At 66.6% G+C, this 26,096-nt stretch carries 25 protein-coding genes; 13 read left to right on the top strand and 12 right to left on the bottom strand.

Annotated features, from left to right (window positions below):
* Nucleotides 1-6: 6 nt before the first annotated feature.
* Nucleotides 7-741, bottom strand: a complete 735-nt coding sequence (aqpZ, locus tag ACZ1I2_RS03210) for an aquaporin Z (protein WP_465175168.1) — start codon at nt 739-741, stop codon at nt 7-9.
* A 68-nt stretch (nt 742-809) separates the two neighbouring features.
* Nucleotides 810-1,805 (bottom strand): L-threonylcarbamoyladenylate synthase, encoded by a 996-nt coding sequence (locus ACZ1I2_RS03205; protein ID WP_465175169.1) that lies wholly within the window; start codon nt 1,803-1,805, stop codon nt 810-812.
* A 43-nt stretch (nt 1,806-1,848) separates the two neighbouring features.
* Here ACZ1I2_RS03205 and ACZ1I2_RS03200 point away from each other — a divergent pair, with 43 nt between their 5' ends.
* Nucleotides 1,849-3,573 carry an acyl-CoA dehydrogenase gene (locus ACZ1I2_RS03200; protein WP_465171050.1) on the top strand — a complete coding sequence of 575 codons (1,725 nt, stop codon included), beginning with the start codon at nt 1,849-1,851 and terminating at the stop codon, nt 3,571-3,573.
* 68 nt (nt 3,574-3,641) lie between these two features.
* On the opposite strand, the gene ACZ1I2_RS03195 is transcribed toward ACZ1I2_RS03200, so the two are convergent.
* Together ACZ1I2_RS03195 and ACZ1I2_RS03190 are read right to left on the bottom strand one after the other, a co-directional pair.
* Nucleotides 3,642-3,998: a GntR family transcriptional regulator gene (locus ACZ1I2_RS03195; protein ID WP_465171051.1), complete on the bottom strand. Its 357-nt coding sequence runs from the start codon at nt 3,996-3,998 to the stop codon at nt 3,642-3,644.
* A 37-nt stretch (nt 3,999-4,035) separates the two neighbouring features.
* Nucleotides 4,036-4,611: a nitroreductase family protein gene (locus ACZ1I2_RS03190; RefSeq protein ID WP_465175170.1), complete on the bottom strand. Its 576-nt coding sequence runs from the start codon at nt 4,609-4,611 to the stop codon at nt 4,036-4,038.
* Nucleotides 4,612-4,725: 114 nt separating this feature from the next.
* On the opposite strand from ACZ1I2_RS03190, the gene ACZ1I2_RS03185 reads away from it, so the two are divergent.
* Nucleotides 4,726-6,738 (top strand): peptide MFS transporter, encoded by a 2,013-nt coding sequence (locus ACZ1I2_RS03185; RefSeq protein WP_465171052.1) that lies wholly within the window; start codon nt 4,726-4,728, stop codon nt 6,736-6,738.
* 379 nt (nt 6,739-7,117) lie between these two features.
* Here ACZ1I2_RS03185 and hemA read toward each other — a convergent pair whose 3' ends face one another.
* Nucleotides 7,118-8,362: a 5-aminolevulinate synthase gene (hemA, locus tag ACZ1I2_RS03180; protein ID WP_465175171.1), complete on the bottom strand. Its 1,245-nt coding sequence runs from the start codon at nt 8,360-8,362 to the stop codon at nt 7,118-7,120.
* Between the two features lie 214 nt (nt 8,363-8,576).
* Between hemA and ACZ1I2_RS03175 the strand changes: the two genes are divergently transcribed.
* Nucleotides 8,577-8,774 (top strand): hypothetical protein, encoded by a 198-nt coding sequence (locus ACZ1I2_RS03175; RefSeq protein WP_465175172.1) that lies wholly within the window; start codon nt 8,577-8,579, stop codon nt 8,772-8,774.
* Here ACZ1I2_RS03175 and murI read toward each other — a convergent pair.
* On the bottom strand, nt 8,752-9,546 hold the full coding sequence (murI, locus tag ACZ1I2_RS03170) for a glutamate racemase (protein ID WP_465175173.1): 795 nt from the start codon (nt 9,544-9,546) through the stop codon (nt 8,752-8,754). The two genes, ACZ1I2_RS03175 and murI, sit on opposite strands and share 23 nt — an antisense overlap.
* A gap of 160 nt (nt 9,547-9,706) precedes the next feature.
* On the opposite strand from murI, the gene plsY reads away from it, so the two are divergent.
* The 4 genes from plsY to topA all read left to right on the top strand — a co-directional run bounded on the left by plsY (nt 9,707) and on the right by topA (nt 14,719).
* Nucleotides 9,707-10,291, top strand: a complete 585-nt coding sequence (gene plsY, locus ACZ1I2_RS03165) for a glycerol-3-phosphate 1-O-acyltransferase PlsY (RefSeq protein WP_465171056.1) — start codon at nt 9,707-9,709, stop codon at nt 10,289-10,291.
* The gene (gene dprA / locus ACZ1I2_RS03160) at nt 10,284-11,384 is read left to right on the top strand and encodes a DNA-processing protein DprA (protein ID WP_465175174.1); all 1,101 of its coding nucleotides are present in this window, start codon (nt 10,284-10,286) and stop codon (nt 11,382-11,384) included. The genes plsY and dprA overlap by 8 nt, the downstream gene beginning before the upstream one ends.
* Nucleotides 11,381-12,040, top strand: a complete 660-nt coding sequence (locus ACZ1I2_RS03155; protein ID WP_465175175.1) for a hypothetical protein — start codon at nt 11,381-11,383, stop codon at nt 12,038-12,040. Before dprA ends, ACZ1I2_RS03155 begins: the two co-directional genes overlap by 4 nt.
* A 111-nt stretch (nt 12,041-12,151) precedes the next feature.
* Nucleotides 12,152-14,719 carry a type I DNA topoisomerase gene (gene topA / locus ACZ1I2_RS03150; RefSeq protein WP_465175176.1) on the top strand — a complete coding sequence of 856 codons (2,568 nt, stop codon included), beginning with the start codon at nt 12,152-12,154 and terminating at the stop codon, nt 14,717-14,719.
* A 108-nt stretch (nt 14,720-14,827) separates the two neighbouring features.
* On the opposite strand, the gene ACZ1I2_RS03145 is transcribed toward topA, so the two are convergent.
* Nucleotides 14,828-15,232 carry an MAPEG family protein gene (locus ACZ1I2_RS03145; RefSeq protein WP_465175177.1) on the bottom strand — a complete coding sequence of 135 codons (405 nt, stop codon included), beginning with the start codon at nt 15,230-15,232 and terminating at the stop codon, nt 14,828-14,830.
* Between the two features lie 57 nt (nt 15,233-15,289).
* Nucleotides 15,290-16,123, bottom strand: a complete 834-nt coding sequence (gene panC / locus ACZ1I2_RS03140) for a pantoate--beta-alanine ligase (protein WP_465171060.1) — start codon at nt 16,121-16,123, stop codon at nt 15,290-15,292.
* A gap of 99 nt (nt 16,124-16,222) precedes the next feature.
* Here panC and ACZ1I2_RS03135 point away from each other — a divergent pair, with 99 nt between their 5' ends.
* The 6 genes from ACZ1I2_RS03135 to ACZ1I2_RS03110 all read left to right on the top strand — a co-directional run bounded on the left by ACZ1I2_RS03135 (nt 16,223) and on the right by ACZ1I2_RS03110 (nt 21,612).
* The gene (locus tag ACZ1I2_RS03135; RefSeq protein WP_465171061.1) at nt 16,223-17,017 is read left to right on the top strand and encodes a division plane positioning ATPase MipZ; all 795 of its coding nucleotides are present in this window, start codon (nt 16,223-16,225) and stop codon (nt 17,015-17,017) included.
* Nucleotides 17,017-17,271 carry a J domain-containing protein gene (locus tag ACZ1I2_RS03130; RefSeq protein ID WP_465171062.1) on the top strand — a complete coding sequence of 85 codons (255 nt, stop codon included), beginning with the start codon at nt 17,017-17,019 and terminating at the stop codon, nt 17,269-17,271. The genes ACZ1I2_RS03135 and ACZ1I2_RS03130 overlap by 1 nt, the downstream gene beginning before the upstream one ends.
* A gap of 70 nt (nt 17,272-17,341) precedes the next feature.
* Nucleotides 17,342-18,724, top strand: a complete 1,383-nt coding sequence (gene pgmG, locus ACZ1I2_RS03125; RefSeq protein ID WP_465175178.1) for a phosphoglucomutase/phosphomannomutase PgmG — start codon at nt 17,342-17,344, stop codon at nt 18,722-18,724.
* 79 nt (nt 18,725-18,803) lie between these two features.
* Nucleotides 18,804-19,565, top strand: a complete 762-nt coding sequence (locus tag ACZ1I2_RS03120; protein ID WP_465175179.1) for a 3'-5' exonuclease — start codon at nt 18,804-18,806, stop codon at nt 19,563-19,565.
* An 88-nt stretch (nt 19,566-19,653) separates the two neighbouring features.
* Nucleotides 19,654-21,162, top strand: a complete 1,509-nt coding sequence (locus ACZ1I2_RS03115) for a sensor histidine kinase (RefSeq protein ID WP_465175180.1) — start codon at nt 19,654-19,656, stop codon at nt 21,160-21,162.
* Nucleotides 21,163-21,612 carry a response regulator gene (locus tag ACZ1I2_RS03110; RefSeq protein ID WP_465171066.1) on the top strand — a complete coding sequence of 150 codons (450 nt, stop codon included), beginning with the start codon at nt 21,163-21,165 and terminating at the stop codon, nt 21,610-21,612.
* On the opposite strand, the gene ACZ1I2_RS03105 is transcribed toward ACZ1I2_RS03110, so the two are convergent.
* The 4 genes from ACZ1I2_RS03105 to ACZ1I2_RS03090 all read right to left on the bottom strand — a co-directional run bounded on the left by ACZ1I2_RS03105 (nt 21,613) and on the right by ACZ1I2_RS03090 (nt 26,075).
* Nucleotides 21,613-22,623 (bottom strand): histone deacetylase family protein, encoded by a 1,011-nt coding sequence (locus ACZ1I2_RS03105; protein WP_465175181.1) that lies wholly within the window; start codon nt 22,621-22,623, stop codon nt 21,613-21,615. It abuts the gene before it with no gap.
* Nucleotides 22,623-23,825, bottom strand: coding sequence for a Na+/H+ antiporter NhaA (nhaA, locus tag ACZ1I2_RS03100; RefSeq protein ID WP_465175182.1), 1,203 nt, complete (start codon nt 23,823-23,825; stop codon nt 22,623-22,625). The genes ACZ1I2_RS03105 and nhaA overlap by 1 nt, the downstream gene beginning before the upstream one ends.
* A gap of 173 nt (nt 23,826-23,998) precedes the next feature.
* A complete protein-coding gene (locus tag ACZ1I2_RS03095; RefSeq protein ID WP_465171069.1) occupies nt 23,999-24,481 on the bottom strand; it encodes an N-acetyltransferase family protein in 483 nt (160 codons plus the stop codon).
* A gap of 10 nt (nt 24,482-24,491) precedes the next feature.
* Nucleotides 24,492-26,075 carry a lysine--tRNA ligase gene (locus tag ACZ1I2_RS03090; protein WP_465171070.1) on the bottom strand — a complete coding sequence of 528 codons (1,584 nt, stop codon included), beginning with the start codon at nt 26,073-26,075 and terminating at the stop codon, nt 24,492-24,494.
* Between the last annotated feature and the right edge of the window lie 21 nt (nt 26,076-26,096).

Here is a 26,096-nt window from a genome sequence, read left to right as displayed (position 1 = left end):
GCTGGATCAGAGCGCTTCGCCTTCGATCGGTGGCTTCTTCGATGCATCCGCGCCGAGCGTCTTGTACGCCAGGCCGCCGAGCACGCCGCCGACGATCGGCGCGAGCCAGAACCACCAGAGTTGTTGCAGCGCCAGCCCGCCGACCACCAACGCCGGGCCGGTGCTGCGCGCCGGGTTCACCGAGGTGTTGGTGACCGGGATGCTGATCAGGTGGATCAGGGTGAGTGCGAGGCCGATCGCGATCGGCGCGAAGCCGGCGGGCGCGCGGGTGTCGGTCGAGCCCATGATCACCAGCAGGAAGAAGAAGGTCAGCACGACCTCGATGGCGAGCCCCGCGACCAGCGAATAATGGCCGGGCGAGAGCGATTCGAGCCCGTTCACCGCGAGGCCGTTGGCCGGCAGGGTGAAGCCCGGCGCCCCGCTGGCGATAAAGTACAGGACATAGGCCGCGACGGTCGCGCCGAGCACCTGGGCGATCACATAGAGCGGGATGTCCTTGCCCGAGAAGCGCCCGCCGGCCCACAGGCCGAGCGTGACTGCCGGGTTGAGGTGGCAGCCTGAGATATGGCCGATCGAATAGGCCATGGTCAGCACGGTCAGGCCGAAGGCGAGCGAGACGCCGACAAAGCCGATGCCGACGTCCGGAAAGCCCGCCGCCAGTACCGCGCTGCCGCAGCCGCCGAAGACGAGCCAGAAGGTACCGAGGAACTCCGCGAGCCCCCGCTGCGTGTTCGTCACCATGGTCTTCCACTCCTGTGCGAGTCGTACCCGAGGAGGAGGGTAGCGGCCGTTACGGTGCCGTAAAGACGTCAGTCGCGGTGCGCGGCGCGGCGCAGCCGGTCATTGATCGCGGCGCCGAGCCCGGTCTGGGGGACGGGCGCGACCGCGATGCGCGGTTTCGCCGAGGCGTCGGCGCGGTGCAGGGCGGAAAACAGGGCGGCGGCGGCTTCGGTCAGGTCGCCCGTCGCGGACAAGGTGTCGTCGCCGGAGATGGAACCGAATCCGATCGACCATTCGTCCGGGGCGGGTGAGCTGGCGTTGATGCGGAGGGGTTTGGAGGGGGCGTAGTGGCTATCGAGTTGGCCGGGCGCCGTTACTATTTGCTTCCCCGGCGAAGGCCGGGGCCCAGCATCGGAGGTCATCGTAACTGGGCCCCGGCCTTCGCCGGGGAAGAGATCATGGATCGCTTCTGCCGTGATCGGGCCGGGGCGCAGCACCTGTACGCCGTTGCCCGTCATCACGATCGTCGATTCCAGCCCCGCTTCGGTCGCCCCATCATCGACGATCAGCGGTATCCGCCCGCCCAGGCTTGCCAGCACATGCTCCGCTCGCGTGGGGCTGATCGCGCCGCTGGCATTGGCGGAGGGCGCGGCGAGCGGCTTGTCCGTCGCCTGCAACAGCGCCCGCATCGCGCGGTGCGCCGGGACGCGGATCGCGATGGTATCGAGCCCGGCCGTCACCAGCGCCGCGATCCCCGCATCCGGGCGGAGCGGCAGCACCAGGGTCAGCGGCCCGGGCCAGAAGGCATCGGCCAGCGCGCTCGCAGCGTCATCGAAACGCGCGATCGTCTCCGCCGCCGCGCGGTCGAGCACATGGACGATCAGCGGGTTGAAACTCGGCCGGCCCTTGGCGGCATAGATGCCAGCGACTGCGCGCGAATCGGTCGCGTCGGCGGCGAGGCCATAGACCGTCTCGGTCGGGATCGCGACCGGCTGGCCCGCCGCGACGACCGCGGCCGCCTCGGCGATCGCGGCCTCGCCGTAGGGTAAGGTACGCGTGACTATGGGCGGGTTTTGCACGGTCATCAGGCGCGGCTATAGCGCGGGCGACCGCAGGAAGAAAAATATCATGAGTTTCACCGCCCCCACCGCCGACCAGCGCTTCGTGCTCGACCATGTCGTCGGCATCGGCGCGCTCGCCGATTCCGAACGCTTCGCCGCCGCGACCGAGGATGTCGTCGAGGCGGTGCTGGAGGGGATCGGCGATTTCGCGGCCGGCGAATGGGCGCCGCTACTGCGCGAGGGCGACACGGTCGGCGCGACATGGACGCCCGACGGCGTCGTCATGCCCGAAGGCTTCGGCAAGGCGTATCGCGACTATGTCGAGGGCGGCTGGGGCACGATCGGCGTGCCCGAGACCTTTGGCGGCCAGGGCCTGCCCTTCGCGATCCAGACGGCGGTGCTCGATACGCTCGGCGCGGCGAATATGGGCCTCGCGCTCGCCCCCACCCTGACGGTCGGCGCCATCGAGGCGCTGATCCATCACGGATCGCCCGAGCAGCAGGCGCTCTATCTGCCGCATCTCGCGACCGGCGCCTGGACCGGCACGATGAACCTGACCGAACCCCAGGCCGGATCCGACGTCGGCGCGCTGCGCACCCAGGCCAGGCCGCGCGGCGACGGGACCTGGAGCATCAAGGGCACCAAGATCTTCATCTCGTTCGGCGACCATGACATGGCGCCCAACATCGTCCATCTCGTTCTCGCCCGCACCCCCGATGCGCCGGCCGGGACCAAGGGCATCTCGCTGTTCCTCGTGCCCAAATACCGGCTCGATGCCGAGGGCAATCCGGGCGAATTGAACGACGTCCGCGTCGTCTCGATCGAGCACAAGATGGGGCTGCATGCCTCGCCCACCTGCGTGCTGAGCTTCGGCGACCATGACGATTGTGTCGGCGAGCTGATCGGCGGCGAGTTTGGCGGCATCCGCGCGATGTTCACGATGATGAACAATGCGCGGCTGAACGTGGGCCTGCAGGGCGCGCAGGTCGCCGAGCGCGCGACTCAGGCAGCGGTGGCCTATGCCCGCGAGCGCATCCAGTCGCCGCGCGCCGGCTCGGCCAGCAAGGAGAGCGTCGCGATCATCGAGCATCCCGATGTCCGCCGCATGCTGCTGCGGATGAAGGCGCAGACCCAGGCGGCGCGCGCGCTGGTCTATTATGCCGCGAGCCATGTCGACCGCGCCGCGATCGGCGAGGTCGGCGCGCAGGAGCGGCTCGACCTGCTGACCCCGCTCGCCAAGGCGCATGGCACCGATATCGGCTGTGAGGTCAGCTCGATCGGTATCCAGGTGCATGGCGGCATGGGCTATATCGAGGAGACCGGCGCCGCCCAGTTCTTCCGCGATGCGCGGATCACGCCGATCTATGAAGGCACCAACGGCATCCAGGCAGCCGATCTGGTCGGGCGCAAGCTCGGGCTGGACAATGGTGGCGTGTTCGCGCGGCTGATCGCCGACATGCGCGCCGAAGCGAAGGATGAAGGGCTGATCGCGCTGGTCGAAGCGTGCGACGCGATCGGCCGCGACCTGATGAGCCGCGACGCCGATGACCGGCTGGCGGCGAGCTATCCGTTCCTCACCATGCTCTCGACCGCGGTGTGCGGCTGGCTGATGGAGCGGCAGGGCCGCGCGGCGGCGGAGGCGAGCGGCGATCCGGCCTTTCTGGCGATGAAGGCAGCCAGCGCGCGCTTCTATGTCGAGCAGATCGTGCCCGAGGCGATCGGCCTCAGGGCGGCTGCCATGGCCAAAGCGGAACTGCTGTATTCGGTGCCGGCGGAAGCGTTCGCGGCCTGACATCCGATGTGCTCCCGCGAAGGCGGGAGCCCAGACTGGGTTCCCGCCTTCGCGGGAACACAAGGGGCTTACGCCTCTTCGCGCTCCAGCAATTCATCGGTATTCAGACCGAGCAGGGTGATGTGCGCCCGGATGCGCGGCCAGCTTTCGCGGATGAAATGATCGCGCTCGGCGAGGCGGAGTCGTTCGGCGGCGCCCGGCAGCACGAACATGCCGACGCCGCGACGGACCTCGACATAGCCGTCGTCCTGGAAGCTCTGATAGGCCTTGGCCACCGTCAGCGGATTGGCGCCGTGCTCGGCCGCGAGCGCGCGGACCGAGGGAAGCTGGTCGCCCGCGCGATAGTCGCCGCGCAGGATTGCGGCTGAAATCGTGCCGCGCAGCTTGATGTAAACGGGACTGTCGTCGCTGTTCAGGGCTGTCATGGTGCAATAATACACCAATTACCCCCTGAGTCCAATGCTATGTCCAATATCGGACGATTTTGTCCGATTCCGGACGCGGCCGTTCGTCGAGCGGCCTGGACAGCGTTCCAATGAACACAAATCCCGCGATTTTTTCGGGTGCCGCCCCGAAGGCGTCGCGCACCGTATCGCTGTAGGCGGCCCATCCGGTGAGCCATCCGCCGGCGAATCCGCTGGCATGCACGGCGTGGAGCAGGTTCATGCAGGCAGCCCCGGCCGACAGCTCCTGCTCCCACAAGGGAATATGGCTTTCGGGTCTGGGCGACGACAGCACCACCACGAGGCCCGGCGCCTGGCGCGCGAACTGATCCATCGCCTCGATCTCGAGCCGCGAGGCCTGGGGGCGCTCGGCGCGATAGGCAGTGACGATGAGGTCGCTCAGCGCATCGCGCCGATCGGACGGCACCACCACGAAGCGCCACGGCGCGAGCTTGCCGTGATCGGGCGTGCGCGCCGCGATCTCCAGGATATGGTCGAGCTGGGCCTGGTCGGGCCCGGGCGCGACGAGATCGCGGGGCTTGCCCGAGCGGCGGGTGGCGAGGAGCGCGAGCGGGCTGCTGGTGTCGTTGAACATGGCCGCCATCTAGGGGCTTGCCGGGTATATTTACACCCCGGCGGATGCCGCTAGGTTCACGCCATCAGCACCGCTGCAATCGACGGCGGGAAGTTATTGAGGGAGCGAACAAAAATGGTGGACACCCCGACCGCGGACAGCCCGCGAGAACCGGATATCACCCATGTAAACCCGGTCAGCGACGCCGTCTGGTTCGGCCATCCGCCACAGCTCAAGCGGCTGTTCACCACCGAGATGTGGGAACGCTTCGGCTATTACGGCATGCGGGCGATCCTGACGCTCTATCTCGCCAACCATTTCCTGTTCAACGACCAGACCTCGACCGGCATCTATGGCGGGTTCACCGCCCTGGTCTATCTGACGCCGCTGGTCGGCGGCCTGATCGCCGACCAGTATCTCGGTTCCAAACGCACCGTGAAGTTCGGTGCGATCATGATGGCGGCCGGCTATTTCACGCTCTGTTTCGGCGGCAGCGGGGCCACGCCCTTCGCGACGATCGACGGCCAGCGCTATGAGGTGGTGGTCGAAGGCAAGGGCGATGCCGGCAGGCAGTTCCTGATCGACAAGGGCCAGCGACTGCAGATTCGCGGCAATGACGACAAGAGCGTCTCGCTGCTCGGCAACGATGGTCAGGAAATCCGCAAGATCGCACCGGAAGGCTTCAAGTCGGACGGCCAGCGCTCACCCTTCTTCGTGTTCATCATGCTGCTCGGCCTGTCGCTCGTCACCGTCGGCAACGGCTTCTTCAAGCCCAACATCTCGACCATGGTCGGCGAGCTCTATGCGGGCGGCGACCGGCGGCGCGATGCCGGGTTCACGATGTTCTATATGGGCATCAATCTTGGCTCGCTGATCTCGCAATTCTTCTGCCCGATCCTCGCCGAGGGCGTGGGCTGGTGGGCCGGCTTCGGCCTCGCCGCGATCGGCATGACCTGTTCCTGGCTGCTGTTCCAGTTCGATGGCGGCCGGCTGACCGGCTATGGCGAACGCCCATCCGATGCGCCGAAGGACCGCGACTGGTGGATCTATGGCGGCGCGATCGTCACCGTGCCGCTCGTCATCTTCCTGTTCTGGAACCTGATGAACTATGTCGCGCCGCCGGAAGGGTCGGGCGTGATCGGCTATGTGCTCAACCTGCCGATCATGGGCAAGGCGCTGTTCGGCACCTTCCTGATCGGCGTGCCCGCCATCCTGGTCTGGTCCTATCTCAAGGGCAGCAAGGCCGAGTTCCAGATGATGATGGCGGCGATGGTGCTGATCATCTTCAACGTGGTGTTCTGGACCCTGTTCGAGCAGGCCGGATCCTCGCTGACCCTGTTCGCGGCGCGCAACACCGTGCTCGAAATCGGCTGGACCGCGCCGCTGTTCGCGATGTTCCAGGCGACCCCGATCAGCTATTATCTGTTCTTCGCCGCGGTGATCGGCGGCGTCTCCTGGCTGGCCTTCTGGTTCTTCGCCTCGGGCGAGCTGCCGGAGACGCGGCGCATCATGGCGATCGGCTTCACCGTGGTCGCGGTGGCCGGCCTGATCGGCATGCATGTCGCGCGCACGCACGGCTTCGGCAGCGAACCGGTCTATGTCATGCCGGCCGGACAGACCCAGATCTTCAACGCGCTGTTCATCGTCATCTTCGCGCCGATCTTCAGCGTGTTGTGGAATGCGCTGGCGCGGCGCGGGCTGGAGCCGTCGATCCCGATCAAGTTCGCCATCGCGCTGATGGGGGTCGGCGCGGGCTTTCTGTTCCTGGTCTGGGGCACGCAATTCGTCGGGACCGACTTCAAGGTCGGCATGGCCTGGCTCGCTGGGCTCTATCTGATCCATTCGATCGCCGAGCTCTGCATCTCGCCGGTCGGCCTGTCGATGATCACCAAATTGTCGATCGCGCGCATCGTCGGCATGATGATGGGCGTGTGGTTCCTCTCGATCTCGGTCGCGCAATATGTCGCGGGCGCGGTGGCGCAGGTGGCGAGCGTCGAGACGGTCGGCGGGCAGGTGACCAATCTGAAGGTCAGCCTGGAGACCTATACCGGCGTGTTCACGACGATCTCCTATATCGCGATCGGCCTCGGGCTGCTGCTCCTTCTGCTGTCCTGGCCGCTGAAGAAGTGGATGCACGGGGTGACGTGAGGGCCTGACGGACGTCGCGGCATGGGTGGGATTGGCTGAAGGCCTCTCCCGCGCGTGCCGCGCCGACCCTGTTCCACCCTGATAATGGGCCAATTATTTTTTTGGCGCGAATTTCCCTGTTATGTTGGAAATCCGCTGCAAAATTCGATCGGTTAAGCAAAGGCTTATTGGGCGATTACCCTGTTAATGGCGGAACAGGGAAAATCGCTGCGATAACAGGGAAGCCCGGATGGCCGAACAGGGCCCCGTCTTTCGATGACCGTTTCAATGACAAAAAGAAAGAGCGCGTCCGGAATGGCGCGCCATTCCGATCGCGCGCCACGATAGCGCGGCTTCACCAATGTTGAATCGACGCAGCTCCTGCCGGGCGGTGCAGGCCTCAGGCGGCCATGCGCAGGTCGAGCCGGCTCCAGATTTCGACCAGCGCCCCGGTCAGCTCGCGCATCATCGCCTCGTCATGAGCGGGGCCCGGGGTGAAGCGCAGCCGCTCGGTGCCGCGCGGCACCGTCGGATAATTGATCGGCTGGACGTACACGCCATATTCGGCGAGCAGGATGTCGCTGATCTTCTTGGCCTTGACCGGATCGCCGACCATCAGCGGCACGATATGCGTGGTCGAGTTCATCACCGGCAGCCCGGCCTCGGCCATCATCGTCTTGAGCAAGGTCGCCGCGGCCTGCTGGCCCTCGCGCTCGACACCCGAGGCCTTGAGATGCCGCACGCTGGCCAGCGCACCGGCGACCAGCACGGGCGACAGGCTGGTCGTGAAGATGAAGCCCGGCGCATAGGAGCGGATCACGTCGATGATCGTCTGATCGGCGGTGATGTAACCGCCCATGACCCCGAACGCCTTGCCCAACGTGCCTTCGATGATGGTCAGCCGGTCAGCGACGCCGTCGCGTTCCGAGATGCCGCCGCCCCGCGCGCCGTACATGCCGACCGCATGGACTTCGTCGAGATAGGTCAGCGCGCTGTACTTGTCGGCGAGATCGCAGATCGCGGCGATCGGGGCGATATCGCCCTCCATCGAATAGACGCTCTCGAACGCGATCAGTTTCGGCGCGGCCGGGTCGACCGCGGCGAGCAGCTCCTCGAGATGATCGAGATCATTGTGACGGAAGACATGCTTCTCGCAGCCCGAATTACGGATGCCCGCGATCATCGAGGCATGGTTCATCTCGTCCGAGAAGATGATGCAGCCCGGCAAGATCTTGGCGAGGGTGGCAAGCGTCGCCTCGTTCGAGACATAGCCCGAGGTGAACAGCAGCGCGCCCTGCTTGCCGTGAAGATCGGCGAGCTCGCCCTCCAGATCGACATGGTAATGGGTGTTGCCGCCGATGTTGCGCGTGCCGCCCGAGCCGGCGCCGACATCGTGCAGCGCCTCTTCCATCGCGGCGATCACCGCCGGATGCTGGCCCATGGCGAGATAGTCGTTCGAGCACCACACCGTGATCGGCTTCGGGCCGTTATGCCCGGCAAAGCAGCGCGCGTTCGGAAACGCGCCCTTGTTGCGCAGGATATCGATGAAGACGCGGTAGCGCCCTTCGACATGCAGGCGATCGATCGCCTGGGTGAAGATGCGCGAGTAGTCCACTCCCCGCAGCGCCGTTCCGTCCGCTTCCATGCGGGCCGCCCTAGCGCGCGGCGCCAAGGATTTCCAGCGTTTTACTCTAGGGATATATCCGGATATCGTCCCATCGCCGGCGAGATTCTTGTCCTCGATCATGCGCCGCCGGCGCGTTGCGTGCTATAAGGCGGCATCGCCGGGCTTCTGCTCGAAGCATGCCCGCGACCGAGAGACGCGATGCGCTCCCGCTTTGACGCATGGAGCTTTGATCATGGCCGATACCATTTCAAGTGACGGAAAACAGGACTATTTCGCGCGCCGGGCAGCGCAGGAACGCGAGCTTGCCGGGCGGAGCGGGGATCGTTCGGCACGGCGAGTCCATGCCGAGCTGGCGAGTCGTTATGCCGTGCTGGCCGCCGAGTCGGTGGAGATGCCGGCCGAGGCGCCTAGAGCGACTCGATCCGGCTGAGGCCGTACCGCGCGAGCGCGGGGGCAAGCGGGCCGTGATCGGCATGGCCCGTGAACACCGCGACTCCGTCACCCGGGCTGTCCGGCCATGACTGGCCCTGGGTAAGAAAAGCGACTCGGCGCGCAATGCCTTCCGACCCGTCGACGAAATCGACCTTGTGCGGGGCGGCGGCGGCGAGCTCCTCGACCACCAGCGGGAAATGCGTGCAGGCATTGACGATCACGTCGATGCGGTCGCCCCCCGGCTGATCGAACAGGCCGGCGAGGATCGCGCGATAGCGGCCGGGCGGCGTATCCTCTCCGCGCAGCTTCGCCTCGGCGAGCTGGACCAGTTCGGCCGAACCATGGCGCAGCACGAGACAATCGCCGGCGAAACGCGCGGCGAGATCATCGACATAGGGCTGGCGCACCGTCGCGTCAGTGCCGAGCACGCCGATCGCGCGGGTCCTGCTCAAGGCCGCGGCAGGCTTGATCGCGGGCACGGTGCCGACGATCGGCAGGTCGAGCGCCGCGCGCACCGCCGCGAGCGCGATGGTCGAGGCAGTGTTGCAGGCGATGACGATCAGCCGCGGACGATAGCGCTCGGCCAGCCGCCCCAGCAGCGCCGGCACGCGCGCGGCGATCTCCGCCTCGCTCTTGGTGCCATAGGGAAAGCCGGCCGAATCGGCGACATAGACGAAGGGCGCCCGGGGCAGCAGGGCGCGGGTTGGCCCGAGCACCGAAAGCCCGCCCACCCCGGAATCGAAAAACAGGATGGGTCGCGTGTCCGTCACACTCGCGATGTAGCGCGGACGCGGGGTTTGACAATGTCGCCGGCACTTGAACCGCGACCCGCCGGAACGACCTAACAGAGATTGTTGGCGGCCTACCCGGACTGGGCTATGGTGCCATGTACATGGGGGCTGATCCGTTTTGCCGACCGAAATTGTCTGGATGGCGCCGGCTGGCGCATTGGTGCTCGGCTATCTGCTCGGATCGATTCCGTTCGGGCTGATTCTCACCCGGGCCTTTGGCGCCGGCGACCTGCGCAAGATCGGATCGGGCAATATCGGCGCAACCAATGTGCTGCGCACCGGCCGCAAGGGCCTGGCGGCAGCGACCCTGCTGCTCGACGCGGCCAAGGGTTTCGCGGCGGTCGCGATCGTCGAGGCGCTGTGGCCCGGCAATGGCGTGCTCGCTGCGGCGGCGGCATTTCTCGGCCATGTCTATCCGGTCTGGCTCAAATTCCGCGGCGGCAAGGGCGTGGCGACGATGATGGGCATCGTGCTCGCGCTGCACTGGCCCTGCGGGCTGGTGTTCGCGGTCGTCTGGCTCGGCCTGCTCGCGCTGCTGCGCTTCTCCTCGGTGGCGGGCATGACGGCGGCGTTCAGCGCGCCGCTCAGCGCCGCCTTCTTTTCCGAGTTCGACATCGTGCTGCCGCTGCTCGCGCTGGCGCTGCTCGTGCTGTGGAAGCATCGCGAAAATATCGAGCGGCTGCTGAACGGCACCGAGCCGAAGGTCGGCGCCCGGAGTGCGTGACGATCCGCCGAACGACCCGGCGGCCGCGGTCGCGCGCCTGCGCCTGATCCGCACGCCGCAGATCGGGCCCGTCACCTATCGCCAGCTGGTCGAGCGCTTCGGCGACGCGGCCGCCGCCATCGACGCGCTGCCCGAGCTCGCGGCGCGGGGCGGGGGCAAGGGACCCGTCATTGCCCCCGTGGCGATGGCCGAACGCGAGCTGGCGATGGCGGCGAAGCTCGGCGCGCGCCACGTGTTCGTCGACGACGCCGATTATCCGGCGCTGCTGGCCGAGCTGGACGACGCGCCGCCCGCGATGATGGTGCGCGGCGATATCGGCCTGGCGCGGCGCCCGACCGTCGCGATGGTGGGCGCGCGCAATGCGTCCGCCGCCGCGTGCCGGTTCGCGCGGCAGCTCGCGGTCGAGCTGGGGCGCGAGGACGTCACAATCGTGTCGGGGCTCGCGCGCGGCGTCGACACCGCCGCGCATGTCGGGTCGATCGACAGTGGCACCATCGCCGTGATCGCCGGCGGCATCGATATCGCTTATCCGCCCGAGAACGCTGCGCTGCAGGAAGCGATCGCCGCGCGCGGGCTGTTGATCGCCGAGCAGCCGCCCGGCACCGAGCCCCGCGCGCGCCACTTCCCCTATCGCAACCGCATCATCGCCGGGCTGGCGCAGGGCACGGTGGTGGTCGAGGCAGCCCCGAAATCGGGATCGCTGATCACCGCGCGGCTGGCCGGAGAGATGGGCCGGGAGGTGATGGCGGTGCCCGGATCGCCGCTCGACCCGCGCGCGCAGGGCTGCAACGGGCTGATCCGCGACGGTGCGACGCTGATCCAGTCGGCCGCCGATATCCTGGAGCTGATCCGGCCGATCGACCCGCGCATGGTGCGCGCGCCCGGTGCGCGTTTCGACGGGCTGCCGCTCGACGATGCCAGCGATGGCGACCGGCGCGCAGTGGCGGGGCTGCTCGGCCCGGTGCCGGTGGCGATCGACGAAATCATCCGGCAATCGGGCCTGGTGCCGGCGATCGTGCAGACCGTGCTGCTCGAGCTGGAGCTGGCCGGTCGGCTGGAGCGCCATGCGGGCGGGCGGGTGAGCCTGATATGAGCGAATTGACCTATATGTCGGACGTTCAGATCACCGCGGGCCAGATCTTCGAACGCCTGGGCATGGTCATTCGCGAAAACGCCGTCCCTCTTGCTACCTGCGTCGTCGTACTTTCCGCCATCGATACCCTGCTTGACCAATATTTGTCTCAAAGGTCGTTCGCGGCATCGAGCGTCGCCAGCATCGTTGGCCAATATCTGCTTACGGTTGGGGCGCTTGAACGACGAGGCCTGAGATCGCCCGGACGTGGCCAGTTCGGCTCGTTCTTCGTGCTCGGCTTCCTGTCCGGCCTTGGCCTCCTGCTGGGCTTTCTCTTGCTGATCTTGCCGGGCGTGTACCTCGGGGTGCGCTGGTCCGTCGCGAACTGCGTTCTCCTGGCGGAGCGTAAGGGTGCAACTGACGCGCTGAGCGAAAGTTGGACCATGACCGGAAAAAGCTTCTGGAGCATTCTAGGCGTGTATATGACGATCCTCGTGCCAGCGCTTGCCCTGGGGGCAGGGCTGTCGGTCTCCCTCGAAACTCTCTGGCCAGTCACGTCAAGCTCGATCGCAAATGTCGTCGCTCAGGGCGCGTTCGCCGTGTCGTGGCTGGTCGGCATTGCGGTCTATTCGCTACTGCGGCCCGGCCAAGACCCCCTTGTCGAAATCTTCGCATGACCGATATTCCCTGTCCGCATCGGAGTCCGCACCGGATGGCTCCACCCGCTTGACGCCGCCCCGAACACCTCTCCATCCTCGCGCGTACACGTAAGGACGCATCAAAAACCCATGCAGCTTGTCATCGTCGAATCGCCGGCCAAGGCGAAGACCATCGAGAAATATCTGGGCTCCGACTATCGCGTTCTCGCGAGCTACGGCCATGTCCGCGACCTGCCGGCCAAGGACGGATCGGTCGATCCGGACCATGGGTTCGAGATGGAATGGGAAAATTACGCCGACAAGGCGAAGCAGCTCAAGGCGATCACCGACGAGGCCAAGAAGGCCGATCGGCTGATCCTCGCGACTGATCCTGACCGCGAGGGCGAAGCGATCAGCTGGCATGTCCAGGAAGTGCTGCGCGGCCGCAAGGCGCTGCCCAGGGAAGTCGAGCGCGTCACCTTCAACGCCATCACCAAGGCGACGGTGACCGAGGCGATGAAGCATCCGCGCGAGCTGGATACCGACCTGATCGACGCTTATCGCGCCCGCCGCGCGCTCGACTATCTGGTCGGCTTCACTCTGTCCCCGGTGCTGTGGCGCAAGCTGCCCGGTGCGAAGTCGGCTGGACGCGTCCAGTCGGTCGCGCTGCGCATCATCGTCGACCGCGAGCGCGAGATCGAGGCGTTCCGCGCCCAGGAATATTGGTCGGTGACGGCCGATATGGAGCAGGACGGCACGCCCTTCACGGCGCGGCTCGTCACCTTCGAGGGCAAGAAGCTCGACCGGTTGTCGATCGGCGAGGAAGGCACGGCGCTGCGCGCCAAGGCCGCGGTCGAGGAAGGCCGCTTCAGCGTCCAGACGGTCGAGGTCAAGCCGGCCACGCGCAACCCGCCGCCGCCCTTCACCACCTCGACGCTGCAGCAGGAAGCCGCGCGCAAGCTCGGCTTCTCGGCCGACCACACGATGCGCATCGCCCAGGGCCTCTATGAGGACGGCGCGATCACCTATATGCGGACCGACGGTGTGCAGATGGACGGATCGGCCATCTCGGCGGCGCGCAAGGCGATCGCCGACCGCTATGACGCCGGCTATGTCCCGGACAAGCCGCGCCTGTACCAGACCAAGGCCAAGAATGCGCAGGAAGCGCATGAGGCGATCCGCCCGACCGATTTCGGCAAGGACAAGCTGGGCGGCGGCGACCATGCCCGGCTCTACGACCTGATCTTCAAGCGCGCGCTCGCCAGCCAGATGGCGTCGGCGAGGATGGAGCGCACCACGGTCGAGCTGACCGATGGCAGCGGTCAGACCGGCCTGCGCGCGACCGGCCAGGTCGTGCTCTTCCCCGGCTATCTGGCGCTGTACGAGGAAGGCACCGACGACAGCGCCGACGAGGACAGCCGCCGCCTGCCGCGCCTGCGCGAAGGCGATGCGCCGGCCAAGAAGGCGGTCAATGCCGAGCAGCATTTCACGCAGCCGCCGCCGCGCTTCTCCGAAGCGTCGCTGGTCAAAAGGCTGGAGGAGCTCGGCATCGGGCGCCCCTCGACCTATGCCTCGATCATCAAGACGCTGAAGGACCGCGCTTATGTGCGCGTCGAGAAGAACCGCTTCTTCGCCGAGGAGAGCGGGCGGCTGGTGACGGCGTTCCTCGAGCGCTTCTTCGAGAAATATGTCGGCTATGATTTCACCGCCGGGCTCGAGGACGAGCTCGACGAAGTCTCGGGCGGCCGGGCGCAGTGGCAGGCCGTACTCGAATCCTTCTGGAAGGATTTCAAGCCGCGCACCACCGAGGTGATGGAGCAGAAGCCGTCCGAAGTGACCGCGGCGCTCGACAAGTTCCTCGAACCCTATCTCTTTCCGGCCAAGGCGGATGGCGGCGACCCGCGGCTCTGCCCCAATTGCGGCCAGGGCCATCTGGCGCTGCGCGGCGGCAAGTTCGGCGCGTTCGTCGCCTGCTCCAACTATCCCGACTGCAAATATACCCGCCGCTTCGGCCAGCCCGGCAGCGAGGGCGATACCGGCGATACCGGGCCCGAGGTGATGGGCCAGGATCCGGAGACCGGCACCGAGGTGACCAGGCGCAGCGGGCGCTTCGGCCCCTATGTCCAGCTGGGCGAGGGCAAGGACGCCAAGCGCGCCTCGATCCCCAAGGACGTGCCGGCCGAGGATTTCGGGCTGGAATGGGCGCTGAAGCTGCTCAGCCTGCCGCGCACCGTGGGCACGCACCCGGAAAGCGGCAACCCGATTACGGCGTCGATCGGGCGTTATGGCCCCTATCTGGCGCATGACGGCAAATATGCCCGGCTGACCTCGACCGCCGACGTGTTCGAAACCGGCATGAACGCCGCCGTGGTCAAGCTGGCCGAGGCAGCCGCCGGCGGCGGACGCCCGCAGCGCGGCAGCCGCGAGCCATTGAAGATCCTGGGCAAGCATCCGCGCTCCGACGCCGAGATCAAGCTGATGGAAGGGCGGTTCGGCCCCTATGTCACGGACGGCGAAACCAACGCGACCCTGCCCAAGTCGATCCCGCAGGACCAGCTGACGCTCGAGGAAGCGGCCCAGCTGATCGACGCGCGCGCTGCCGCGGCGCCGGCCAAGAAGGGCAAGAAGAAGCCGGCGGCGAAAAAGGCCCCCGCCAAGAAGGCGGCGCCCAAAGCAGCGGCGAAGAAGACGCCCGCCAAGAAGGTTGCCGCCAAATAATCGTCATGCCGGACTCGTTCCGGCATCCATCGTGCCACGAACGCAACCGATGGTGCGGTTGCGGGCCGATGGACCCCGGAACAAGTCCGGGGTGACGTTGGATCTGGGTCAGCCCATGTCGGGCACCAGCACCCGCAAGGCGAGCCAGATCGCCAGGCCGAGCAGGATCAGCAAGGTGACGACGATGCCGATCGAGCGCGCCGGCCTGGGCGGCCCGGGCGGGTTGAACAGGCCGATGGCGTTGAGCAGGCGCGCGCCGACAAAGGCGGCGGCGGCGATCGACAGCGCGGTGGCATTGGCCCCGCCGATCTCGAGCAGGCCGATCAGAAGTATCCCCACCGGCGCATATTCAGTGAGATTGCCATGCGCGCGGATGGCGCAATTCAGGTCGTGCTGGCCGGCATCGCCATAAGAGGCGCTGTGCTTCATGCGCATGCGGATCGTCGTGACCGACAGAAAGACCAGCAGCAGCGCGAGCGCGGCCGCGGTGAGCGCGGTGATCGTGAGTTGCATCGTCCCCTCCGTCATCGTTGCGGAGGCGATGCTATGCCGTTTCCGGCCGAACGTCGATCACACCGCGATATTGTCGATCAGACGCGTCGTGCCCATCCTCGCCGCGGCCAGCAGGCGGCGCGGGCGATCCGGACCGGGCGCTTCCCTCAGCGTCTCGGCATCGACCAGCGTGACATAATCGACCTCGAACCCGGCGGCGCTCAGCGAGTCGCGCGCGGTGGCCAGCACGGCCGCGACGTCGTCGCCCTTGTCGATGCCCTTCGCCGCGACGCCGAGCGCGCGCGGCAACGCCACCGCGCGGCTGCGCTGCTCGTCGTCGAGATAGACGTTGCGCGACGAGAGCGCGAGGCCGTCATCCTCGCGCTGGGTGGGCACGCCCATGATGTCGATCCCGAAATCCAGATCGGCGACCATGCGGCGAATCACCGCGAGCTGCTGATAATCCTTCTCGCCGAACCAGGCGATGTCGGGCCGGACCTGATTGAACAGCTTCGCCACGACCGTCGCGACCCCATCGAAATGACCGGGCCGGGCCGCGCCATCGAGCCCTTCGCTGACGCCGGCGACCGAGACGTTGGTGGCGAAGCCTTCCGGGTACATCGCCTCGACCGGGGGCATCCACAGCAGGTCGCAGCCGGCCTCCTTCAACATGCGCGTGTCGGCGGTCTCCTTGCGGGGGTAGCGCGACAGGTCCTCATTGGGCCCGAACTGCTTCGGATTGACGAAGATCGAGGCGACGACGCGCGTGCCGGGCCGCCTGGCCGCTTCGATCAGCGACATGTGGCCGGCATGCAGCGCGCCCATGGTCGGGACCAGCGCGATCACCGCCCCTTCGCCGCGGAACGCCGCAATCTCGGCACGGAGCAGATCGAGGTGACGGATGGTTTGCACGCGTGAAGGGCCTTCGATAAGGACGGGGTGACGGGCCGGGCCTTCTATGGGGGGTGGCGCGACCGATCAATACGGCCATTCATCAGGGACACGAGCGACTTGTCGACGGTTGCACAGAAGCCACATATCATCGTGTTCGCCAACGAGAAGGGCGGGACCGGCAAATCGACGACCGCCGTCCATGTCGCGATCGCGCTGGAGGCCCGCGGCGCGCGGGTTTCGGCATTCGATCTCGACCATCGGCAGCGGACCATGGGCCGCTATCTCGACAACCGCGAGGCGACCGCCAAGCGCACCGGGCGCGAGCTGAACGTCCCCCGCCACGCGACGCATGACGGGGAAAGCCTGGCGCGCTTCACCGAGACGCTGGATGCGCTTTCCAGCGGCACCGACTTCCTGGTGATCGACACGCCCGGCCGCGACGACCGGTTCGCGCGGATGGCGGCGCAGAAGGCCGACACGCTGGTCACGCCGATGAACGACAGCTTCGTCGATTTCGACCTGATCGGCCAGGTCGACCCGGTCACCTACAAGGTCACGCGCCCGAGCTTCTATGCCGAACTCATCTGGGACGCGCGCAAGGCAAGGGCGAAGGCCGACGGATCGACGATCGACTGGGTCGTGCTGCGCAACCGCCTCCAGCATATCGAGGCGCGCAACATGCGCCGCGTGTCCGAGGCGCTCGACCAGCTGGCCAAGCGGGTCGGTTTCCGCATCATCCCCGGACTGGGCGAGCGCGTGATCTACCGTGAGCTGTTCCCCAAGGGCCTGACCATGCTCGACGCGCGGGAATTCGGCGAAATGGGCCTGGCCCATGTCGCCGCGCGGCAGGAGCTGCGCGAGATGATGGCGGCGCTCGGCCTGCCCGAGCCCGCGATGCCGTTGTTCGCCTGATGGCGAAGATCCTCTTTATCGGCGCGGTGCTGTTCGGCCTTTGGCTGTTGTTGCGCAAGACTCAGCCGGCGCCGACGGTCGACGAGAAGGAGGCGCGCGCCATCCTTGGCGTCGACCGCACCGCCGACGCCGACGCGATCCGCGCCGCCCATCGCCGGCTGGTCGCCGCCGTCCACCCCGATCGCGGGGGATCGGTCGAGCTGGCGCGGCGGATCAATGCGGCGCGCGACGTGCTGCTCAAAAAGCGCGGCTGAACCCTTTTCTTGCAATGACCTTTTCCGGCGCTTCGCTATTGGGCGCAGGACATGATGAACAGGAGGACCGATGACGCACCGCTTCGACCCCACGTCCCTGCGCGAATATGACATTCGCGGCATTGTCGGAAAAACGCTCGGCCCGGCCGATGCCGATGCGATCGGCCGCGGTTTCGCCACGCGGGTGCGGCGCGCCGGCGGCACCCGCGTCGCGGTCGGCTATGACGGCCGCATCTCCTCGCCCGAACTCGAGGCAGCGCTGATCGCCGGCCTGACGGCGAGCGGCGTCGATGTCGTGCGCGTCGGCATGGGGCCGACCCCGATGCTCTATTATGCCGAGGCGATCCTGGAGGTTGATGGCGGTGTCCAGATCACCGGCAGCCATAATCCGGGCAATTACAACGGCTTCAAGATGGTGCTGCAGCATGCGCCGTTTTTCGGCGCCGACATCCAGGATCTGGGCAAGCTGGCCGAAGAGGGCGATTGGGAAGAGGGCGAAGGTACCGTTTCCGACTTCGACATCGAAGACGATTATGTCGGGCGCCTGATGGCGGGCTATGCCGGCGGCGCCTACCGGATCGGCTGGGACGCGGGCAACGGCGCGGCCGGGCCGGTGATCGAGAAGCTGACCAAGCTGCTGCCGGGCGAGCATCATCTGCTGTTCACCGAGGTGGACGGCAATTTCCCCAACCACCATCCGGATCCCACCGAGGAAAAGAACCTCGCCGACCTGAAGCGTCTCGTTGCCGAGAAGCAGCTCGATTTCGGGCTCGCCTTCGATGGCGATGGCGACCGGATCGGCGCGATCGACGGCGAGGGCCGGGTGATCTGGGGCGACCAGCTCCTGTCGATCCTTGCCGAGCCGGTGCTGAAGGAATTGCCCGGATCGACGATCATCGCCGATGTGAAGGCGAGCCAGGCGCTCTACGACCGGATCGCGGAACTCGGCGGCGAACCGTTGATGTGGAAGACCGGCCACAGCCTGATCAAGATGAAGATGAAGGAGACCGACTCCCCGCTGGCCGGCGAGATGAGCGGGCATATCTTCTTCGCGCATGACTATTACGGGTTCGACGATGCGCAATATGCCGCAGTCCGGCTGATCCGCGCCGTGCACATGATCGGCAAGTCGATGACCGAGATCCGCGGCGCGATGCCGGCGATGGTCAACACGCCCGAAATGCGGTTCCAGGTCGATGAGAGCCGCAAGTTCGCGGTGGTCGACGAAGTGCTCGACCGGCTCGAGGCCGAGGGCGCCGAGGTCAATCGCACTGACGGCGCGCGGGTCAACACGCCGGACGGCTGGTGGCTGTTGCGTGCCTCCAACACCCAGGACGTGCTGGTCGCGCGGGCCGAGGCGAAGGACCAGGCCGGGCTCGACCGGCTGATGGCGATGATCGACGCGCAGCTTGCCGCGAGCGGGATCGTGCGCGGGGAACAGGCGGGACATTGAGCCTTTTCCGGGCCCCTCCCCTCACGGGGAGGGGCTTTAGGGACTCGCATTCCGCGGCCCAAACCGCCACGTAAGGGCGATGCCTCCCCCGCCGCCCCAGCTTATCCGTGTCGTCGATCTCGAGACCACCGGTCCGGCCCCGCCGGCGCACGGCGTGTGCGAGATCGGATGGCAGGATGTCGCGCTCGGTGCCGATGGGCGCTGGGAATTGCACGGCGAGGGCGGTAGCCGGCTGGTCAATCCGGGCCGGCAAATCCCGCCGATCACGCAGGCGATCCACCATATCCTCGACGAGCAGGTCGCCGATGCGCCCTACTGGCACGACGTGGCGCGTGCCGTGCTCGATCCCTGGCCGCGCCGTCTGGCGCTGGCCGCGCACCGCTCCACCGCTGAGCTTGAATTCTGCACGCCCGCGTTGACACGAAACGCGGATTGGGTGTGCACCTGGAAATGCGCGATGAGGCTCTGGCCCGATTGCCCGAGCTTCTCCAACCAGGTGCTGCGTTACTGGCGCAAGCCCGAGGGGATCGAGCATGAGCGCGGCCTGCCCGCGCACCGCGCCTTTCCCGACGCCTATGTCACCGCCTTCCATTTGCGCGACATGCTCAACGAGGTCGGGCTGCCGCAGCTGATCGAATGGTCCAACCAGCCCGGCCTGCTGCCCCGCGTGCGCCAGGGCCCCGATCGCGGCAAGGACTGGCGCGAGATCGAGGATGAATCGCTCGCGCGCTTTCTCGGCGACCGCGACATCGACGTGCGGTTCACTGCGGAGACGGAACTGGCGCGGCGCCGCGGTGGCGGCGCGGTCGGGCGGACGACGCTGCAGGGCGCCTTGTTCTAGAACCGAAATGACCTTGATTAATGTGGTGCCGCTGGTTCTGGTGTTCCGGGATCGTCGACTCTAGAAAACATCCATGGTGGAAAAGCCGATGCTAGAAGGGATTGCCCGCCGCTTGGGGTGGGCGAACCAGTCGATGGGCCGGTTCCTGATCGGGTGCATGGTGATCGGCTTCGCCAGCCTGAGCGCCGCCGGCATTGCCGCCATCTGGTCGACCGGCCGCAACCAGGAGCATATCCGCGCGGTCAACCACACTTATGAGGTCCAGCTGGCGATCGCTCGCGCCAACATTCTGGTCGAGCAGGCGGAATCGGTGCGGCGCGGCTATATCATCGCGAACCAGGCGGAATATCTGGCGAGCTACAAGACGATCGCCGCGCAGATTCCCGATGCACTGCGCCGGATCGATGCGCTGACCGCCGACAACCCGCGGGAAAACGCCAATCTCTCGCGTTTGCGCAGACTGGTCGCCGCGATCGAGCGACGCCGCGACGTCACCAACGCCCTGGTCGAGACCGGACGGGTCGAGGAAGCGATCCGCGCCTTCACCGACGAGACCACCGCGCGCCGGATGCGCAGCATCCGCGATCTCGGCAAGGCGATGGAGAGCGAGGAACAACGGCTGCTCGCGGACCGCGATGCCGATCAACAGGCGAGCGTGCGGACCTTTTATGTGACGATCGGCATCGCGGGCGCGCTGCTGTTGTTCGTTGCCATGGCATCGCTGCTGACGGTGCTGCGCTATACCCGCGATCTCGCCACCTCGCGCGATACGTTGCGCGACTTCGCCGAATCGCTCGAGGAGCTGGTCGCCGAGCGCACCGCCGACCTGACTCGCGCGAACGAGGAGATCCAGCGTTTCGCCTATATCGTCAGCCACGATCTGCGCGCGCCTCTGGTCAACATCATGGGCTTCACCGCCGAACTGGATGCCGCCGCCGCCGCGATCGTCGCGATGATCGATCGCGCCGAGACGGATGCACCGGCCGTCGTCACCGAAGAGGCCCGCGTCGCCGCGCGGCTGGACCTGCCCGAGGCGATCCGCTTCATCCGCACCTCGAGCGAGAAGATGGAGCGGCTGATCAACGCCATCCTCAAACTATCGCGCGAGGGGCGCCGCGTGATCGCCCCCGAACGGATCGACATGAATGTCCTGATCGCCTCGGTCGCTGCGAGCCTGCAGCATCTGCTCGATGATCAGAGGGCCCGGCTGGTGATCGATGGCACGCTGCCCGACATCGTCAGCGATCGGCTGGCGCTCGAGCAGATCTTCGCGAACCTGATCGAAAATGCCGTGAAATATCTTCGCCCCGGCCAGCCCGGCCTGATCGAGGTGCGCGGCGCGCGGCATGGCGCGCGCGTGACGCTCGAGGTCAGCGACAATGGCCGCGGCATCGCACCCTCCGACCATAACAGGGTCTTCGATCTGTTCCGCCGATCCGGAAATCAAGACCAACCGGGCGAGGGCATCGGCCTGGCACATGTGCGTACCTTGGCCTACCGCCTCGGCGGCGTTATCGATGTACGATCGGAGCCGGGCACGGGCGCGACCTTTCGACTGTCGCTTCCCGCGGCGCTCGCCGAAACACAGGGGCAATAGATGAAAGATCATCACTCCGTCAGCATCGTGATGATCGAAGACGACGAAGGACATGCCCGGCTGATCGAGAAGAATATCCGTCGTGCCGGCATTCTCAACGACATCGTCCATTTCACGGACGGCGCAAGCGCGCTCGACTATCTGCTCCACCATGAGAACGGCCCGTCACTGGGTGGCCGGGCGCTGATCCTGCTGGATCTCAACCTGCCGGACATGAACGGCACCGACGTCCTGGCACAGATCAAGGGCGCGCCGGCGCTGCGGCGCACCCCCGTCGTCGTGCTCACCACCACCGACGACAAGGCCGAGACCGACCGCTGCTATGATCTCGGCGCGAACGTCTACATCACCAAGCCGGTCAATTACGAAAACTTCGCCCAGGCAATCCGCCAGCTCGGGCTGTTCCTGTCAGTGATCACGGTCCCCGACGCGGAAGCGCAGCAGGGCTGATCAGGCGGAAAAGCCGGAAAGCAGGCTGGCGACGTTGCCGCCGAGCGCATCGACGGCATAGCCGCCCTCCATCGCGATCACGGTCGGCCAGCCGCGCGCGGCGATATCCCGGCCGAGCAGGGCATAATCCGCGGTCGCCAGCCGGAAGAAGGAGATCGGATCGCCCTCCCAGGTATCGGCGCCGAAGCTGACGATCAGCAGGTCCGGCGCGAAGCGCGCGATGGCATCGAGCGCCGCGCTTTGCGCCGCCCGGAAGGTCTCGAGTCCCGAGCCTTGCGGCAGCGGCAGGTTGAGCGTCGTGCCCTCTCCCTCTCCTTCCCCGATCTCGTCGGCATGGCCCCAGAAAAAGGGATAGTCAGTCGCGGGATCGGCATGGATCGAGGCGTAGAAGACGTCGCCGCGCGTCCAGAAAATGTCCTGCGTGCCGTTGCCGTGGTGATAGTCGATATCGAGGATCGCCACCCGGTCCGCCCCCGCATCGCGCGCGGCCTGGGCGGCGATGGCGGCAGTGTTGAGGTAGCAATAGCCGCCGAGATAATCGGCGCCGGCATGATGGCCGGGCGGCCGGCACAAGGCAAAGGCGGCGCGGTCCCCGCCGCGCACGGCGTCGAGCGCGGAGAGGATCGACTGAACGCTCCAATAGGCCGCGTCCCAGGTTTCCGCCGTCAGCGGCGTGGAAGCGTCGAGGCTGTAGCGGCCGGCAAGCGCGTCGATCCGGTCGAGCTTGAGCGCCCGCCGGGCGACGATCGGCCAGATATAACCGATCACGTCGCCCGGCCGCCCCGCCGCGGCCCAGCGCGCCGGCCCCTCTTTGAGAAAATCGAGATAGCCCGCATCGTGCACCGCACGGATCGCGGCATCGCCGTGATCGACCGGCGCCTCCAGCGCGCCGAGCGTCTCCGCGATCGCTTCGGCGCGGATGGGCCGTTCGGCGTAATCGGTGAAGCCGCCATTGTGCAGCTCCTTGAGCGGCGCATGAGCGAGCTGGCGAGAATCGAAGAAACGGCGCATTATTTTCCCCTTGCAGGCGGCGCGAAGCGCAGGAGCAGGAATCCCCCCACCGCCGACAGGATCGAGCCCGCCAGCACGCCGATCTTCACTTCATCCATGATCGCGGCATTGCCGGGAAAGGCGAGGCCGCCGATGAACAGGCTCATGGTGAAGCCGATCCCGGCGAGCAGCGCGACGCCGTAGACCTGCGCCCAGCTCGCTCCGCCGAGCGGCTTGGCCAGCCCCATGCGAACCGCGAGCCAGATGCTGCCGAAGATGCCGATCTGCTTGCCGAAGAACAGCGCCAGCGCGATGCCCAGCACGAGCGGCTTGACCAGGATCGACGGGCCGAGCCCGGCCAGCGACACACCGGCATTGGCGAAGCCGAACAGCGGCACCACCCCGTAGGCGACCCAGGGATTGAGGGCATGCTCGAGCCGGTGGAGCGGGGAATCGTGATGATCGGGCGCGCCGGGCGAGCGGCGGATCGGGATCGTCATCGCCGCGACCACGCCCGCGATGGTCGCGTGCACGCCTGACATCAGCACGAGCAGCCATAGCAAGGCGAAACCGATCAGATAAGGCCAGAGCCGCACCACGCCGAAACGGTTCATCCCGGCCATGCCGCCCGCGACGATCGCCGCGCCGGCCAGCGCCAGCAGCGCCAGGCCGTGGCTGTAGAAGACCGCGATGATCGCGACCGCGCCCATATCGTCGACGATCGCGACAGTGGTCAGGAACAGCTTGAGCGAAGCGGGCACGCGCGGTCCGAGCAGCGCCAGCACCCCGATCGCGAAGGCGATGTCGGTCGCGGCGGGGATAGCCCAGCCGGCGCGCAGATCGGCCGCGCCGCCGGTGATGGCGAGATAGAGGATCGCCGGGCAGGTCATGCCCGCCGCAGCAGCGATGATCGGGAGGCGGCGTCGCTCCGCGCTGGCGAGCTGGCCGTCGACCAGCTCGCGCTTGATCTCGAGCCCGACGAGCAGGAAGAACAGCGCCATCAATGCATCGTTGATCCAGAGATGGACCGTCATCGGCCCGATCGCCGGCGCGAGCACGGGCCCCGTCTCGACATGCAGCAGGTGAAAATAGTCATGAGCAAGCGGCGAGTTGGCGGCGATCATCGCCAGCGCCGCCGCCGCGATCAGCAGGATGCCGCCCGCTGCCTCATCGGCGAGGAAATCGCGCAGGACCGAGGCGGGGGATCGTCGCTTTCCGGCCATCTGCGCATTCCTTTCGGGGAAGGTTATGGCGGTTTCTGGGTCCCGCTCGCAAGCGGAAGCGGCGGCAATCTCCCTCTCGCCCTGTGGGAGAGAGAAGGGTGAGAGGGCACTGGCTCGTGTTCCGAGCCTCACTCCCCCTCACCCTTCCCACAAGCGGAGAGGGAGAGATGGCGTCAAAGCTGCCGGAACATCACGAAGGCGTCGACGAACCCGTCTGTCGGATGCTCGAAGGCCAATGGCAGCGTTCCGACGATGTCGAAGCCAAGCGACAGCCAGAGCCGCACCGCCCGTATGTTGCTGCTCACCACGAAGTTGAACTGCATCGCGCGAAAGCCGCGCGACCGTGCGTGAGTGAGGGAATGCTCAGCCATGGACCGCGCGAGCCCGCGGCCCTGCGCATCGGCGTGAGTCATATAGCCGCAATTGGCGACATGCCCGCCGCCGCCGGCCTGGTTCGCCCGGAGATAATAGGTGCCGAGCACCCGGCCGCCCTCCTCGGCCACGAACGTCTCCTTGTCGGTAGCCAGCCAATAAGCGAGCGCGTCGGCCTCTGGCATGAGGCGGTCCAGCGCATAGGTTTCGCCAGCACGGATGACCGGGCCGATGATCGACCAGATCGCCGCGGCGTCCTCCGCCCGGGCCGGCCGGATCAGCATGAGCCTGTCGTCAGCGCGCCAGTGCTTCGGCGATCAGCTTGCGGCTGTTCTCGATGCCGTAAAGCGCGATGAAGCTGCCCATGCGCGGGCCCTGGCTCGAGCCGAGCAGGGTTTCGTACAGCGCCTTGAACCAGTCGCGCAGATTCTCGAAACCGCCGGTCTTGCCGATCTCATAGACCAGATTCTGGATCTCCTCGGCGCTCGCCTCGGGCGGCAGCGCGGCGAGATCGGCGTCGAGCTGCTGCAGCGCCGCCACTTCCACCCCCTCGGGCGCGCGGCGCTGAAGCGTCGGGGCAACGAAATCGCGGCCATAAGCGAGCGCGTGGCCGATCAGCCGGTCGAGCTCGGGATAGGCCTCGGGCGTGGCATCGGGCACGTAATTGGAGAGATAGCTCCACACCTGCTCCTTGGTCGCGTCACCCATCACCCCGACCAGGTTGAGCAGCAGGCCGAAAGTCACCGGCAGTTCGCCGGTCGGCATCTTGCCGTCATGGATATGATGGACCGGATTGCCGAGCTTCTCCTTCAGTTCCTGCCCGGCATAATTGCCGCGGAACTGCCAATATTCGTCCACCGCGCGCGGAATGACGCCCATGTGCAGCGACTTGGCCTTGCGCGGCTCGCGGTAGATATAGAAGGCGAGACTCTCCTCCGGGCCATAGGTCAGCCAGTCGTCGAGGCTGAGGCCGTTGCCCTTGGACTTCGAGATCTTCTCGCCCTTTTCGTCGAGGAACATCTCATAGGTGAGGCCCTCGGGCGGCCGGGCGCCGAGCACGCGGGTAATCTTCGAGGCCTGAGTGACGCTGTCGATCAGATCCTTGCCCGACATCTCGTAATCGACCTGAAGCGCGGTCCAGCGCATCGCCCAGTCGACCTTCCATTGCAGCTTGGCCATGCCACCCAGCGCCGACTGCTCGATCCGGTCGCCCTCATCGATGAAGGCGATAATGCCGGCCTCGGCATCGACCACTTCGACCGGCACCTGCAGCACTATGCCCGATTTCGGGCTGATCGGCAGGATCGGCGAATAGGTCGCGGCGCGCTCGGCGCGGAGCGTCGGCAGCATCACGTCCATGATCGCCTGGTAGCGCTGCAGGATCAGCTTCAGGGTCGGATCGAACCGGCCCGAGGCATATTCCACGGTCGAGGACAGGAATTCGTAGTCGAAGCCGTAACGATCGAGGAAATCGCGCAGCATCGCGTTGTTGTGGTGCGCGAAGCTTTCGAACTTCTCGAACGGATCGGGCACCCTGGTCAGCGGCTTGCCGAGATATTCGGTCAGCATCGCCTTGTTCGGGACATTGTCCGGCACTTTCCGAAGCCCGTCCATGTCGTCCGAAAAGGCAACGAGGCGGGTGGGCGTATCGCTGAGCGCGTGAAAGGCGTTGCGCACCATCGTCGTGCGCAGCACTTCGTTGAACGTGCCGATATGCGGCAGGCCCGAGGGGCCGTAGCCGGTCTCGAACAGGATCGGCGCACCCTGTTTGCCATCCGGATAGCGCTTGAGCAACTTGCGCGCCTCTTCATAGGGCCAGGCTTTGGACTCGAGGGCAGCAGACCTGAGGTCGGCGGGGCGGAGTTCGGGTGCAGTCATGCGGGCTCTTTGCCGATTTGG

The sequence above is a fragment of the Sphingomonas sp. BL-S-29 genome (assembly GCF_055521495.1).
The sequence above is the reverse complement of the archived record's forward strand: the minus strand, read 5'-3'. Positions and strand labels throughout refer to the sequence as shown.